This is a genomic window from Brevibacterium sp. R8603A2, assembly GCF_023072605.1.
Lineage (GTDB): Bacteria > Actinomycetota > Actinomycetes > Actinomycetales > Brevibacteriaceae > Brevibacterium > Brevibacterium pityocampae.
On sequence record NZ_JALLGN010000005.1, the window covers coordinates 37,413 to 50,542 of the forward strand.

A 13,130-nucleotide genomic window follows, 5' to 3' on the forward strand; every position below is an offset into this window, starting at 1 on the left:
GTGCACCATGACCGAGAAGCTCTACCCGCCGATTCTTCCAGGCGAGATCCTCATGGAGGACTTCATCGAGGGGTTCGACATCACCCAGCACAAGCTCGCAGTGTCCATCGGCGTGCCGCCTCGCCGCATCAACGAGATCGTGCACGGCAAGCGGGCGATCACGGCTGACACGGCACTGCGGTTGGGCCGCTACTTCGGGGTGGAGCCTCAGTTCTGGCTCAACTTGCAGTCGCGCTACGATTTGGAGCTCGCGGAGGACCGAGTCGCGCAGCAGGTCGCGGCGATCTCGCCGATCCAGGCAGCCTCGTGACTGAGGTCCGCCCCTACCGGAGTGAGGACAGGGCGACTCTGCTGGCTCTGTCGCTGCGTTCTTGGGAGCCCGTCTTCTCGGCGCTGGAAAGCGAAGTGTCCTCGTTCGTGTACGAGTGCTTCTATCCACGCGGTTGGCGCATTCGTCAGGAGGCGGACCTGGCGAAGGTCCTTGACCGAGAGGCCGGGCGCATCGACGTTGCGGTGATCGACAGCCAGGTCGTCGGTTGGGTGTGCACTCGATTGCATCCGGAAGACGACATGGGTGAGGTGTACGTCCTCGCTGTCGATCCTGACCATCAGCGCCAAGGCATTGCTACCGCTCTGATGGATCGCTCTTTCGAGCGGATTCGGGACGCCGGACTCAGGATGGCGATGGTCGAGACGGGAGGTGACTCGGGACATGCCCCCAGCCGGTCAACGTATGAGGCGGCCGGCTTCCAGCGTTGGCCCGTCGCGCGCTACTTCAAGGACCTGATGCAGAACTGAAGTGCCGGGCATGTCCTGATTGTGCAGTCTGCTTGGTGTTCGGCCTGTACAGAACCCGGTCGAGTTCCGGTTCAACGTCGAGCGCCAGTACTCCAGCCGATCGGAGCGCTCCTACGAGCAGGCCAATGGTTGAACGAGGCGCCGGTAATGTGCCGCGCTCGGATCCACCAGGGCCAGTGCATGACGAGCCACTGCCCGTTGTTCGGTGTCGCGCGTGGCGCGAACGTGGGGTGCCATGGAGACGGTCACCATCGGACGCGAGAGCTGGATGGCCCAGTAGGCGGCGGCGATCGGCACAGGCACCCGCCCGAAGATCGCGCGCAGGTTTCCAGGCGTCACCACCGTTTCCCGTGCTTCCAGCTCGGCGAAACCCTCGCGCATCGCGGTGACGAGGTGGCGCGCGCTGCGCGGGCAGGCGCGCATCGACGCTGTGTCCTCGTGGAGGATGACGGCGGCCATGGCGGCGATGAAGACGGCATGGGTGTCGAGCCACCCCACCATGTCGGGCACACGACGCAACCGGGCATCGACGCTCGTCAACAGGTCCACGGCCTGGCTGCTGAGGGGTGCGCCCATCTGCACGACCGTGGGCTGCTCCCGCACTCGGTGGGCGATGACCGTCCCATCGACGACCTCACCGCCGATGCCGGAGAAGCACCACACCGCGCGTCCCGCCCCGATCCGGTTCTCCGCCTCCTCGCGGAGTTCGAGGGGGTTGGTGAAGACCAGCACCAGATCGGCGCTGCATGCGGCGACGTCGTCGAGCACCTGGCGGAGCTGGTCTCCCCGTACGGGGAGACCAGGACGTCGCACGGAGCCCGAACCAGGTGGGTCGCATCATCGGGCCTGACCTGCATATGGTCGTCGTCGAGGTGCACGCGCAGCCCGCTCTCGGAGCTGTTCGGCCCGGGGACCGCGAGCCACGAGGCGGACGTCGTGTCCCGCACGCGCGAGCAGCGCACCGTAGAAGCTGCCGACCACACCAGCGCCGAGCACCGAAATGTCTGTCGCGAGCCTTCCCTCCTGACGGAAGCGGGAGTCGTCTTCACGCCAGCATCGTCTCACTCTGTTCTGGCACGACATCGATTTCGAACGAACACAGAAGTCGCATAAGAATTTCGTCTGATTATTTTGGTTTTGGAATAAACAATTCTTCACACGCGTCCCAGACTTCGCATACCTTATCGGGGAACGTGTTTGCCCAGGTGCTGAGGAAGGCTCGTTGGACTAGTGATTCGGATAGAAAATCCAAGTCTTCGCCAATTTGAGCGAATATGACATGAATGTCACGGTTTGTGCGGCGCCTTTCCTCAATCGAAGCTCGCACTCTGGACTGCATTGGCGTGTCTAGCTGCAGAGCAATAGTTAGCTTGCCGAGTAAATTGCCGATCCTATCGAGATTGTCGTGTATATCTTCGAACACCGCTTCTTCGGGGTGCCCATCGCCGGGTCCATAGACGATGTCCGCACGGCATTCGGAGGCCTGCTCTCCGCCAGTAGAATTTTCAGTGATTTGTTCAGCACGATAGCCGTCCTCATTGCGCTTATCGCCATCAAGTAGCGCAATCGCGGGAAAATTGCGGGTGGGGTTCCCGTTCTGGAAGCGTGTGTGATCGCGTGCGGGTGATGCGCCACCGAGAGCGTGGATTTCAATTCCGGCTAATTCGTAATTTTTTGCTTGGCAATATGACCGTAGGGTGACTTCAGCGAATTTGGCGGCGAACTCGTCTTCCGTAAATACTGCCAACTGGGCCTGAACCTGACCAGTAAGGGTTCTTAGCGCGGCTACGTCGAGTTTTCCTTGGGTGATCCGTCCACGATAGGTGGACCAAACGGCTTCGGTCGGAAGGGGTGCGAGGGCATCGTTGGAGTGAGTAGTAAATATTACTTGACACGACTTCCGCCGTGCAACGTCAACTAAGTACTCAACGAGACGTCTTGTCGCAACAGGATGTAGTCCGTTTTCGATTTCCTCGATTAGAAGCAATGAATAGTCCGGGGCCTCCTCGATGCGGCTGACAATTCGAATGATGCTTGCCTCACCTGCGCCGAAGTGAAATTCACTGTAACTGTCTTCGGTGTCAGTATTACCCCGCACAGCATAGATTGAATTCTTACCTTCAGCATCCGCGTCGACTTGCAAATAATTGGCCGCAGCCTTACCTAGAATATTCTCTACTGCGTCCACCACGGATTTCGAGAAGGTGATTTCGCGTGCGCCGGCGAAGTCTCCCTTTATGAATCGGTATGTGTCCTTCCGCTCGCTAGCGGGAAGAGTGCGGCTAATTCCTGAGATGACAACTACGCGTTCCATCGCGTCACGATTCCACTTTGCTAACAGGTAACTCGCTGTTCGGTTAACCGATGGAGACCCTTGTCGGTTACGGTCAATGAGCTCGTATTCAATCTTCCATCCGCGCATTGACGCGTCATATGTTCCACTTTTGGCGAAGAAACGACGAGGAGGAACGGAGTCGTAGATTAGCCCAGCCGCTCCTAGGATCGTGGTTTTGCCCGCACCGTTTGGTCCGATGAGCGCTGTCACTGGGAAGTCGAATCGAACTTCGACGTCCTCGAATCCTCGAAGCTTCACCAGGCGCATCCCCGAGAGATACTTGGCGTAGTTCCGCTTGCGTACGCGCTCGGACAGGGCTGATATTGTGCTATCGCGAATCTCTGACTTCAACTCGTCCTCCTCGAAGGTTGTTAATGAGCATTCAATGGATTAAGTGTCCCACAATGTCCTTGAATGTCTACGGAGTGCTTTCTCGCCGGCGCTCTCGCGTATCGTTTTTCCTGCTGCATGTGTAGATGGCGTGGGCTAGCTTCCAAAGGCCCGCACCGATTTCTGGTTGCGTTGACCCCGGCGCGCCCGCGCTACGATGTCGGCACAGGAACGGCCCCGCTGCCGGCCCTGGACCTCCGTGGTCCGCCGGCGGCCGACGACCCGGACGGAGCGCAGACCATGACCGGCACCCCTGATCGCACGGATCGAAGCCAGGCCCTCATCGTCATCTCGTCCGCCTCGCAGCTGCCGCTCGCCGAGCCCGCAGGTGAGAGCCTGAGTATCGGATGGTTCCTGGTCGAGCTCGCCGCCGTTCTGGAGCGGTTCGCGGACACCCACGAGTTCATCCTCGCCACCCCCGACGGCCGGGTGCCCACCCTCGACATCAACGGCCTGGCGCTGGCGATGGAAGGCGGCAAGGACCTCGGCCGCGACACCGCGTCGATCACGGTGCAGCAGGGTGTGGGGAAGTCCGGACCCGCGCAGCTGCGCGACAAGCACCCCGAGCTCGTCGCGCGCCGCGAATCCGAGCTCGCGCTGCTGCGCCGGCACCTCGGCCGCATGCCGGTCTCGCAGAACCTGCCGAACACGGATGCGGAGGCCGCATCCATCCGCGACGAGGTCGTCGCGACCCTGGACGGCCTGCCGGAGCAGCGCTGGCACTCGATCGCGGACGTCATCGCCCGGCACCGCAGCCTGTCCGACGCGTTCTCGCTCGCGGACCTCGACTTCATGTACGCCCCCGGCGGGCACGCGCCGATGGTCGACTTCCACGACAACCCGGTCATGGGCGAGCTGCTCCATGCGCTCCGGGAGAACCACGTCCCGATCGGCCTGATCTGCCATGCGCCCGTCGCGATGACCTCGGCGAAGTATCGGCTCGGCGAGGACGGCAGCACGCTCGTCGACGAGGATCATGCCTTCCGGGGTGCACGGGTCACGACCGTTCCGAAGTACGGCGAGATCGGGATGCTCACGTTCGGCTACCCGAAGGTCCCGGGGAAGATGACGCGGCTGCCGTACTACGTCGACGTCGCACTCAAGGAGGCCGGCTACGACGTCTCGCTGACACTCAACCCGTCCGCGGTCGAGGTGGTCTGGGACGAGGAGCACAGCCTCCTCACCGGGAACGGCCCGCAGTCCGTCGATGCGCAGGCCCAGAAGCTCGCCGAGATCGTCGAGGCCCGATCCGGGAGGAGCGGGCGCACGCCGAGGTGACCCTCACCGGCCAGCCCTGCGCTGCCAGCGCCGCGAGGCAGCCGGTTCCGATCGCGAACCAGAGGAAAAGGAGTACCGGATCCAAGGTGGGGCCGGAGCGCTGGGGCACACAGCAGCGCATCGTCTGCAGGTGTCGCGGTGCACAGAATGATCCGGGCTCCCGCGTAGAGTCGATCGGACTGGACCCGTCGATCTCCACAGAGGTGCACCGATGCTCACCGAATTCGCCCGCGATCATGCGTTCACGATCGCGTGGTTCGGCGTCATGTCCTTCGTCTGGTTCGGTTGGGGTCAGGAGGACCCGCCGAGATCCCGCAGAGTGTGGCTGGGTGCGGGCTCCGCTGTCGGGCTCATCGTGGCCGGGATCTTCGGCTTCGCCGTCTTCACCCGCTGGAACGACGGGTCAGCGCTCGACGGTCAGTATGCCTGGTTCGGAGTCGTCGTCGGACTGGAGGTGCTGCTCGCCGCTGTCGGCTGCTTCGTCCTCGCGCGGCGGGGCCAGGGGCGCTGGATGGCGTGGTGGGTCGCGGTCGTGGTCGCGCTGCACTTCCTGCCGCTGGCCGTCTTCCTCCGGGATCCGTCACTGGCGGTCCTGGGGGTCGTCCAAACCCTCGGTCTCGCTGTCCTGGTCGGCCGTCTCAGGAGAACGCAGGCACCGACCAGTCGGCCGGTGGGACCGTGGATGGGGGTGACCCTGCTCGTGTTCGCAGGGATCTCAGCGGCGATCTTCCTGGCAACCATCGGGTCCCCCTGGTGAGGGTCGAGGTGACGGCGGTCCGAACAGCCGTGACCATTGGGGACCTGGGCACGCGCGGACACTCGGTTCATGCCCCGGCTCACAGGGCTGACTCGTTCTCCGATCACGTTCGGATGTGCGCGTTCTCTGTAGTCTGAAGGCGAGCAATGACGCAGCGGGGTGGAGAGGAACAGTGGCAGACGATCTGGTGACCGAGCTCCTGCCGATACTCGGCAGAGTGCTCGACCGAGGATTCAATGTCTTCGACGTGATGCATCACGGAACCCACGAGAAGCAGATCTCCAACGTATTCGGGTGGCTGCTCGACTCCGGCGGTTCTCACGACCTCGGGAGACGGTTCATCGCGATCTTCGTCGACGCGGTGAACAGCGCTGCTCCAGGGGCCATGCCCTTTCCGACCACGGGCTATCGGGTCCGGCAGGAGGTCAACACCTCGTCGAGTCCCGGCGAGGCCGACATCGCCGACCTGGTGCTCGACAGCTCGGCGGCGCGCATCGTGGTCGAGAACTTCCACACCTCCGACGGGCACGGACACAGCTTCGAGAAGTACGAGGAATACAGCACTCAGGACGGCAGGCGGGGCACCGTCGTCCTGCTGTGCCGTGACGAGGACCGGTCCCGATTGTCCCACGGGTGGGAGAACTCCAGGGTCCTCACGTACAGCATGCTCATCGACCGGCTGCTCGACGAGGTCGCAGCAGATCGACGTTACCGGCGCGAGAATCCGGAATCCTTCTCCTTCCTCGAACAGCTGCACAGGAAATTCGTCACAGAGAGGAGCCTCGTGCGAGATCGAGATGTGCTCAGATTCGTCACCGCCCTGAGCGACACCGGAGAGGCCGAGAGGTACGGGTGGATTCGACAGGAGGAAGCGGCCGAACAGTTCGCAAGCGAGCTCGCCGTGCAAGCGCGGCAGCGCTTCCTCGAGGGGCGGCAGCTTCTGCATACCATCAAGAGCACTCTCCGCGCGTTCAGCGCCGGTCCGCTGAAGGACCAGCTCAACGCGACCCTGGAACAGGGCAGGGTCGGCACAGTGAGTGCGCGTTACGCCGGGATCTACCAGTGGACGATCAACTTCGACATCGAGGGTCTCGACTTCGCCGTCACCGGGCCGCTGGTTCAGCTGAAGTTCGGTCCGAGTGCATGGACCGCCATGGAAAAGGATCCCGATTGGCGCGACGTCGCCGATCCGGAGAACGCCGACTACTCCTACGTCTACGTGACCCGGCGCGACTACCAAGTGATCCGACGAACGACGGTGTCGCTCGAAGAGGTCCTCGACGGGCTCGAGCCCACGGACCGGAGGCTGCACGACGCGATCATCAGCGTCCTCGAGGCCGGATCACACTGATCACTGCTCGCTCCTCCACGCACTCGACGACGAGGAGCTGGCACGGCTCACTGACCGGGCCTGCCGGGAGGCGACCGACGGGGCCGCTGCCGGAGAGCCCATCCGTGAAGTCGATCACTGGACCCTCTGGGAGGCCCGCGTCCCACCCGGCGCTTGAGTGCGGTTCAGCCGCGCAGTGCCCGCTCGACCGGGATCCGGCCGTCCTCCCACGGGGTCAGCGCCCAGGCGATGAGGTAGGCCCCGACCCCGAGGACCGGGAGCATGAATGAGACGAGGATCAGCAGGCGCACCAGCCACACGTTGAGCCCGTACTGGCGGGCGAGGCCGCCGCCGATGCCGGCGAACAGGCGCTGCGGGCCGCGTCGGAAGCCGATGCTGCGGATGGAATCGAAGAAGGTTCTCATGTCTTCGACCTTACGCAGAGGGGGACCGAACCGCAGTGGGGTTGACCCGAGTCCGCGGTGGGGGAAGCCGGGGTCACCGGTGTGGCAGCTCGGTCCAGGTGACGACCACCTCGGCGTCGGCGGACTCGGCCACCCGGCGGAGCTCCTCGGCGTAGTGGGCGATCGAGTCGAAGGCGTCCTCGCCGTGGGACACCACCCAGGCGGTGACGTGGTGGTCGGTGACGCGCACGGGCGCGGGGAACCGGCAGCCGCCGGCGAATGCCGTCTGGGCGCCGTCGGGGAACAGCTCCCGGTCGACGTCCTTCTCCATCCCCGACCACCACTGCTCGACCGCCGTCCAGAGCGCACCGCCGCGGTCATAGGAGTGGAGGTCGACCTGCAGGGTGACGACGGAGCGCTCCGTCCACGGGGTGGGGCCGAGCTGCGACCAGTCGTAGTTCTTCTCGATCGCTGTGCCATGACGACGAGACTACGGTCGGCGACTGCGCATTCCCTGGTAGGAGCCTCCCCCTCCGGTCGGACCGGCCCTCCTGCGGGCAGAATGCCCGGACACCGATACCGGAGGACATCGTGCCTCGGACACGTCACCGGTCATGAGGACCGATGGTGTTGACTGGATGTGCCGAGGTGGATGCGGCATGCCAGGGTGCTACTCCCGTCGCCCGACCGCAGACACCTTCCGCGTGGGGAGGTGCGACCCATGACCGATTTCATCCCCCAGACCATCTCCGCCCTGATCCAGATCCTCATCTTCCTGCTCATCCCCTTCATCTGGTGGCTCGTCACCGCCCGGAGGACGGAGCCGTTCTTTCGGTGGCTGGGCTGGAAGCGACCCCGGGTCACCCATCCGGGGCGACTGGCGCTCGTCATCATCGGCACTCTCGTCGTCGCCGGCGCGGTCGGAGTGCTCTTCATCTCCGCGGCCGCGGACGTCTCGCCCTCGCCGCTCACCGGTCTGGGCTTCGCGGACCTCGGGGCGGCGATCGTCTATGCCGTGGCGCAGACCGCGTTTGCCGAGGAGTCGCTGTTCCGCGGGTTCCTGCTCAAGCGCATCGCCGCCCGGTTCGGATTCTGGACGGGAAACGTGGTGCAGGCTGTGCTGTTCGGGCTGGTCCACATGGTGCCGTTCCTGCTGCTCGGGATGAGCCCCCTCCTCAGCCTGGGCACCGGCGTCTACTCCGCCGCGCTCGGCCTCGTCATGGGCTGGATCAACGAGCGGAAGGCCGGCGGCTCGATCGTGCCGAGCTGGATCCTCCACGCCGTGGCCAACCTCATCTCCGCCGGCGTCACCCTGTTCGTCCTCGGCTGAGGGCTGCGGGTCGTCGAGCACCGGATTTTCGACAGCGGCACCGTCTTCCTGCGCTACCGGCGGAGGTGAGATCGCACTCGGGTTCGCACGGTCCCGGGCCCGCGTGAGGCGTCAGCGCGGAACGGTCACGACAGCGGTCCCGCCGCCGTAGCCGTTCTCGCTGTCCCGCGCCTCCACCTCGACCTCGGTGACGTCCGCGGGGATCTCGAACGGACCGCGGGAACGGGTGAAGGGCTGCTCGTCCGCGTGATCGTGGGTGAACTCGAACTCGGCGAGCACCTCGCCGTCGGGTGTGAGGACGCGGAATCCGTCGGCGTACCGTTCGGGGGTGTCGTAGGGCGAGGAGACCGTCACCTCGATGCGGTGCCCGTCGCCATCGGCCATGAGCCCGGCGGCGAGCACATCGGGGAACTCCAGGTCGGGATCCACCTCGCCACCGGTCGACTCCGCGGTGCCCGCGGCCGGCTGCTCGGCGGTGGGGGCGCGAGTCTCCGGCCCGCCCGGTTCGCCCTGTCCGGCGCAGGCGGTGAGCAGGGCGCAGACGGAAAGGAGTGCGGCGGCGAGGACGGCACGATGTCTCATGGAATCGACCCTAGCAATCCCCGAGGTTCTGCCCGCCGCGGTGCGGACGACGGAGCGCCGGATGACGGAACCCTGCATGACAGCCCACCGCATGGGTCGGTGCGCGCGCGGCCGGACCAGCTCTACTGCGGCTGGTGCGCCTCGACGACGAACTGCAGGGGGAGCCGCTCGGGCCGATCGCGCAGGCGGTAGCCGCGACCTTCGTCCTCGACCATGAGCTCAGGCCACGGAGCCCACGCGGAGTACGGGACCTCCTCGAGCGCGTCGATGACCAGGCCGGCGCGCACGAGGGCGGTGACGATCTCGCCCAGGGAATGGTTCCATTGGTGGTTGCGGGTGTGCGTGATCTCCGGCGCCTCGGCCGCGATCTCGATGTAGCTGCCCTCGTCCTCCCAGGTCAGCGGCGTGTCCCGCTGGAAATACGGCTGTTCGATGCGCAGCCCGTTGCTGACGTCTTCACCGACGGTCATGAACATCGGGTGATCGTCGCGGATGAAGAACCGACCGCCGGGGGACAGCAGCGAGGCGACGACACGCGCCCCACGCATCGATGTCGGGGAGCCAGCACAGCACCCCGATCGAGGTGTAGACGAGATCGAAGCTCCCCTCGACCGCGCTGCGGGCGTCGTAGACGTTGGCCTCGACGTACTCGATGTCCGCCGCGCACGACTCGGCGATCTCCCGCGCATGCGCGATCGACGCGCCGGACAGGTCGACGCCCACCACGCGGGCGGCCCCGAGGCGGGACAGACCCACGGTGTCGGTGCCGAGGTGGCACTGCAGGTGGATGACCGCGGCGCCCCGCAGGTCGCCCAGCCGGTCGGCGTCGGGGCGAGTGTGGAGGGGATCGCCTCGGGGTCGTCGATGAGTTCGGGGATCCCGTACCCGGATGCCTGGTGAACGGCCGCCCGGTCGTCCCAGTTCTTCCGGTTGTCCTCGAACCAGGTGGTGCTGTCGGGGGAGGTGTGGGGAGTCATTCGACGAGCCTACTTCGGATCGGGAGGCTTCGCGCCGGTGCATGGCGGTCCGCGCCTCGGCCGTGGTGCCCGCCGGTCACTCCCCGGTCGGCCGACGGCGGGCCGACTTGATCTCGGATCGGCGCTTCTTGACGGCGAGCCGACGGCGGACGGACCCGCGTGTCCGGCGGGTGGCCCGTCGGGAGGGCGGTGGAGGTGCCAGGGCCTCGCGGAGCAGCTCGGCCAGGCGCCGACGGGCGGCTGCGCGGTTGCGCAGCTGGGAACGCTGTTCGGAGGCCTCGACGGTGAGGACCGTGCCCGCCAGCCGGTGCTCGAGGTTGGTGAGCACCCGCTGTCGCTGCGTCTCGGAGAGCACGGTGGCGGTGGCGATGTCGAGGGACAGCTGGACCTTGCTGTCAGTGGTGTTGACCCCTTGGCCGCCGGGGCCGGAGGAACGGGCGAACTGCTCGCTGAGGTCGGCGGCGGGGATGACGAGGCCGGCAGGGATCCCGGGGCCCGGCTCGATGGTCAGCGCGTCCATGGGACGAGTGTAGGCATCCAAGGACGACCGGCTCGTGCGCGCTGTCGAGGCGGGTGTTCGCAGCGACGCGGTGAGGACACATTGCGCCTCGGGGGCCGAGGTGTTTGGGTAGGCCGCATGATGATCGAACGCGTCGTGCCGTCCCTCACCGCCGACAAGGGGTCTCGCGCGCGAGGAAGCATGATTGGGCCGCCCGCTCTACTGCTCGCCTGGGCGCTGCATGACATCGAGGAAGCGATCGCATTCCCTTCGTTCTGCGACGAGATCGCCGAGCGAACCGGGGTCGCAGCTTTGCGGATGGATGCCCGTCAGTCGTGGGTAGCTGTCGGCCTCATGGGCATTCTCATCACCGCCGCGTGCTGTCGCGGCTATCGTTCGCGCGGTCGATCCCGGCTGTACCGAGCCGTGCTCGCCGGTCTCGAGGCGCACATCGGGACCCATGTGGGTGCCTCGGTGATCCAGCGCGGATACTCGGCCGGGGTCGCCACGGTTCTGCCGATCATGTTGCCCGGAGTGCTCCTCGCCCGGCGTGAGCTCGCACGTGCAGGAACACCGTTGGCGGGGCATGATCGTGTACGGGGCGCCATGGTGCTCGTGCCCGCCGCGCTCGTCGTGCACGTGCTGGCGCGGACCGTGCCGCCTCGCCACGGGTAGGGCCACCCGAGCTCCGCAACGGTTCGGACCGGTAGGCGCCTCCGATTGAACCCGGTGGGATCCGCGCTCACCGGCGCGTCCTGTTCCGTGGAGCGAGGACGCGCTGGATCTCCCGGATGAGCAGCAGCACGAAGCCGCCGCCGAAGAACACGAGGCACAGGATGCCGGCGATGAGCGCGGGCAGCTGGCGATTCCCGAACGGCATGGTGTCGGTGAAGGTCGAAGCGATCATCACCGCACCCGTGATGCCGAATGCCAGGCACCCGACGAGGGCGCCGATGCGCGCCGAGGCGGTGTGGGAGCGGTTCATCTTCGCGATGGCGGCGGCGACCAGGGAGACGGAGAACGCGATGCCGGTCAGTCCCATCCAGAGATTGCCGGCGACGACCCAGAGGAACACGCCGAGGCCGGTGAAGATGACAGCGATGATGATCATGAGCACCGCCTCGCGGCGCTCCTTGCGCATGTACCGCTCACCCTCGAATCCGTCCACCGGGTCAGGGTAGCAAGGGATGACTGCAGGCATCCTTACGGGGAACGACAGTGAGCCTGGTGGCAGTTCATCCCGTCCCGCACGGTCGAAACTCCGGAGGAGGTCACCGATGACCGCAGTCCTGACCACGGGGGAGACCCCCTGCGAGGACGAGCTGCGCGAACTCTACGACTCGGTCGGCTGGAGCACCTACACCGCCGACATCCCCACCCTGCGCCGCGGACTCGAGGGGTCGGCGCGGGTGGTGACGGGGCGCGATGCCGGAGTGATCGTGGGCCTGGCCCGCATCGTGTCCGACGGTGCGACGATCGCGTACCTCCAGGACGTGCTCGTCCATCCGCGTACCCAGCGCACCGGTCTGGGCAGACGGCTCGTCGAAGCCGCCTTCGAACCGTATTCCCACATCAGGCAGCACGTCCTGCTCACCGATGACGAACCTCGGCAGCGGTCGTTCTACGAATCGCTCGGGTTCGCGGAGATCCGCGACATCGACTCCGGCTCGCTCCGCGCCTTCGTGCGGATGCGCTGACCATCCGAGCGCTGCCGGTGCTGCCCAGCGCGGCCGGCCGCTGACGAGCTACCGGATGCTCACGCCGAGTGCCGAGCCGATCGTGGCGTCGTCCTCGAGGGCGTGGAGCATGCACGCCGCGAGGTCGGCGCGCGGGATCGTGCCGCGCAGCCGACCCTCGTCGCCGACCTCGAGCGCCTGCCAGGATCCCGTCGCCGGCTTGTCGCTCAGCCCGGCCGGCCGCACGATGGTCCAGTCCAGGCCGGAGTCCTTCACCGCCGCCTCCTGCGCGTTGTGGTCGGCCAGCGGCTTCGCGAGGACGAGCGGGGTGAAGAGGTTGAGTGGGGTAGGCAGCTGCGCGGCGGAGTCGCCCGCGCCGAGCGACGACTGGACGAGCAGCCTGCGCACGCCTGCCTCCTGCATGGCGGCGATGACGGTCCGGGTGACCGCGGCCCGCTGATGGTGCACGCCCGTGGCGCCGCCGACGGTGACGACGACGGCATCCGCACCGGCGACGGCCGCTGCGACGAGTCCCGGATCGGTCGCACTCCCGATCGCCTTCGACGCTCCGGCCGGCGCCCTGCCGCTGCGCGAGACCACGGCGACCTCATGCCCGGCGGAGAGTGCGAGCTCGGCGAGCTGGGCGCCGGTGCCCTTCGAGCCGCCGACAACGGTGATCCTCATGAAGCCCCCGTTCCTTCGCGGTGGATGTGTGATGCCGTGCATGTGCGGTGTGTTCGGGGATCAATCCTAGTCGGAGCACTCGAGGGCAGA

General features: G+C 66.1%; 20 protein-coding genes. 9 read left to right on the forward strand and 11 right to left on the reverse strand.

Going from position 1 to position 13,130, the window contains the following annotated elements:
- Nucleotides 1–7 precede the first annotated feature (7 nt).
- A complete protein-coding gene (locus MTQ12_RS06115; protein ID WP_247425113.1) occupies nucleotides 8–310 on the forward strand; it encodes a HigA family addiction module antitoxin in 303 nt (100 codons plus the stop codon).
- Nucleotides 307–798 carry a GNAT family N-acetyltransferase gene (locus tag MTQ12_RS06120; protein WP_247425116.1) on the forward strand — a complete coding sequence of 164 codons (492 nt, stop codon included), beginning with the start codon at nucleotides 307–309 and terminating at the stop codon, nucleotides 796–798. Before MTQ12_RS06115 ends, MTQ12_RS06120 begins: the two co-directional genes overlap by 4 nt.
- 111 nt (nucleotides 799–909) lie before the next feature.
- Here MTQ12_RS06120 and MTQ12_RS06125 read toward each other — a convergent pair whose 3' ends face one another.
- The 3 genes from MTQ12_RS06125 to MTQ12_RS06135 form a co-directional block, all read right to left on the reverse strand.
- Complete coding sequence (locus tag MTQ12_RS06125; RefSeq protein WP_247425119.1) at nucleotides 910–1,566, reverse strand: hypothetical protein; 657 nt, start codon at nucleotides 1,564–1,566, stop codon at nucleotides 910–912.
- A gap of 69 nt (nucleotides 1,567–1,635) precedes the next feature.
- Entirely contained in the window at nucleotides 1,636–1,881 is a 246-nt protein-coding gene (locus tag MTQ12_RS06130) for a 2-dehydropantoate 2-reductase (protein WP_247425437.1), read from the reverse strand.
- Between the two features lie 43 nt (nucleotides 1,882–1,924).
- Nucleotides 1,925–3,484, reverse strand: a complete 1,560-nt coding sequence (locus tag MTQ12_RS06135) for an AAA family ATPase (RefSeq protein WP_247425124.1) — start codon at nucleotides 3,482–3,484, stop codon at nucleotides 1,925–1,927.
- A gap of 279 nt (nucleotides 3,485–3,763) precedes the next feature.
- Between MTQ12_RS06135 and MTQ12_RS06140 the strand changes: the two genes are divergently transcribed.
- From MTQ12_RS06140 to MTQ12_RS06150, 3 genes are all read left to right on the forward strand, one after another.
- On the forward strand, nucleotides 3,764–4,801 hold the full coding sequence (locus tag MTQ12_RS06140) for a hypothetical protein (RefSeq protein ID WP_247425127.1): 1,038 nt from the start codon (nucleotides 3,764–3,766) through the stop codon (nucleotides 4,799–4,801).
- 211 nt (nucleotides 4,802–5,012) lie between these two features.
- Nucleotides 5,013–5,558 (forward strand): hypothetical protein, encoded by a 546-nt coding sequence (locus MTQ12_RS06145; RefSeq protein WP_247425132.1) that lies wholly within the window; start codon nucleotides 5,013–5,015, stop codon nucleotides 5,556–5,558.
- A gap of 172 nt (nucleotides 5,559–5,730) precedes the next feature.
- The gene (locus tag MTQ12_RS06150) at nucleotides 5,731–6,909 is read left to right on the forward strand and encodes a PD-(D/E)XK nuclease family protein (protein WP_247425135.1); all 1,179 of its coding nucleotides are present in this window, start codon (nucleotides 5,731–5,733) and stop codon (nucleotides 6,907–6,909) included.
- Between the two features lie 164 nt (nucleotides 6,910–7,073).
- Here the strand turns inward: MTQ12_RS06150 and MTQ12_RS06155 are convergent, their stop codons facing one another.
- Both MTQ12_RS06155 and MTQ12_RS06160 read right to left on the reverse strand, forming a co-directional pair.
- Nucleotides 7,074–7,313: a PspC domain-containing protein gene (locus tag MTQ12_RS06155; protein WP_247425139.1), complete on the reverse strand. Its 240-nt coding sequence runs from the start codon at nucleotides 7,311–7,313 to the stop codon at nucleotides 7,074–7,076.
- A 73-nt stretch (nucleotides 7,314–7,386) separates the two neighbouring features.
- Complete coding sequence (locus MTQ12_RS06160; RefSeq protein WP_247425141.1) at nucleotides 7,387–7,623, reverse strand: hypothetical protein; 237 nt, start codon at nucleotides 7,621–7,623, stop codon at nucleotides 7,387–7,389.
- A 390-nt stretch (nucleotides 7,624–8,013) separates the two neighbouring features.
- Here MTQ12_RS06160 and MTQ12_RS06165 point away from each other — a divergent pair, with 390 nt between their 5' ends.
- On the forward strand, nucleotides 8,014–8,622 hold the full coding sequence (locus tag MTQ12_RS06165) for a CPBP family intramembrane glutamic endopeptidase (RefSeq protein WP_247425144.1): 609 nt from the start codon (nucleotides 8,014–8,016) through the stop codon (nucleotides 8,620–8,622).
- Between the two features lie 111 nt (nucleotides 8,623–8,733).
- Here MTQ12_RS06165 and MTQ12_RS06170 read toward each other — a convergent pair whose 3' ends face one another.
- The 3 genes from MTQ12_RS06170 to MTQ12_RS06180 form a co-directional block, all read right to left on the reverse strand.
- Nucleotides 8,734–9,204: a hypothetical protein gene (locus MTQ12_RS06170; RefSeq protein WP_247425148.1), complete on the reverse strand. Its 471-nt coding sequence runs from the start codon at nucleotides 9,202–9,204 to the stop codon at nucleotides 8,734–8,736.
- Nucleotides 9,205–9,326: 122 nt separating this feature from the next.
- A complete protein-coding gene (locus MTQ12_RS06175; RefSeq protein WP_247425150.1) occupies nucleotides 9,327–9,680 on the reverse strand; it encodes a hypothetical protein in 354 nt (117 codons plus the stop codon).
- Nucleotides 9,661–9,960 (reverse strand): class I SAM-dependent methyltransferase, encoded by a 300-nt coding sequence (locus MTQ12_RS06180; RefSeq protein ID WP_247425153.1) that lies wholly within the window; start codon nucleotides 9,958–9,960, stop codon nucleotides 9,661–9,663. The genes MTQ12_RS06175 and MTQ12_RS06180 overlap by 20 nt, the downstream gene beginning before the upstream one ends.
- A 15-nt stretch (nucleotides 9,961–9,975) precedes the next feature.
- Here MTQ12_RS06180 and MTQ12_RS14995 point away from each other — a divergent pair, with 15 nt between their 5' ends.
- Nucleotides 9,976–10,104, forward strand: a complete 129-nt coding sequence (locus MTQ12_RS14995) for a hypothetical protein (RefSeq protein ID WP_282599208.1) — start codon at nucleotides 9,976–9,978, stop codon at nucleotides 10,102–10,104.
- 153 nt (nucleotides 10,105–10,257) lie between these two features.
- On the opposite strand, the gene arfB is transcribed toward MTQ12_RS14995, so the two are convergent.
- Nucleotides 10,258–10,701: an alternative ribosome rescue aminoacyl-tRNA hydrolase ArfB gene (arfB, locus tag MTQ12_RS06185; RefSeq protein WP_247425155.1), complete on the reverse strand. Its 444-nt coding sequence runs from the start codon at nucleotides 10,699–10,701 to the stop codon at nucleotides 10,258–10,260.
- A gap of 117 nt (nucleotides 10,702–10,818) precedes the next feature.
- On the opposite strand from arfB, the gene MTQ12_RS06190 reads away from it, so the two are divergent.
- Complete coding sequence (locus MTQ12_RS06190; RefSeq protein ID WP_247425159.1) at nucleotides 10,819–11,355, forward strand: HXXEE domain-containing protein; 537 nt, start codon at nucleotides 10,819–10,821, stop codon at nucleotides 11,353–11,355.
- Nucleotides 11,356–11,422: 67 nt separating this feature from the next.
- Here the strand turns inward: MTQ12_RS06190 and MTQ12_RS06195 are convergent, their stop codons facing one another.
- Nucleotides 11,423–11,848: a hypothetical protein gene (locus MTQ12_RS06195; RefSeq protein WP_247425162.1), complete on the reverse strand. Its 426-nt coding sequence runs from the start codon at nucleotides 11,846–11,848 to the stop codon at nucleotides 11,423–11,425.
- A 109-nt stretch (nucleotides 11,849–11,957) separates the two neighbouring features.
- On the opposite strand from MTQ12_RS06195, the gene MTQ12_RS06200 reads away from it, so the two are divergent.
- Complete coding sequence (locus MTQ12_RS06200; protein WP_247425164.1) at nucleotides 11,958–12,377, forward strand: GNAT family N-acetyltransferase; 420 nt, start codon at nucleotides 11,958–11,960, stop codon at nucleotides 12,375–12,377.
- Nucleotides 12,378–12,425: 48 nt separating this feature from the next.
- Here MTQ12_RS06200 and MTQ12_RS06205 read toward each other — a convergent pair whose 3' ends face one another.
- Nucleotides 12,426–13,040 (reverse strand): NAD(P)-binding oxidoreductase, encoded by a 615-nt coding sequence (locus tag MTQ12_RS06205; RefSeq protein ID WP_247425166.1) that lies wholly within the window; start codon nucleotides 13,038–13,040, stop codon nucleotides 12,426–12,428.
- Between the last annotated feature and the right edge of the window lie 90 nt (nucleotides 13,041–13,130).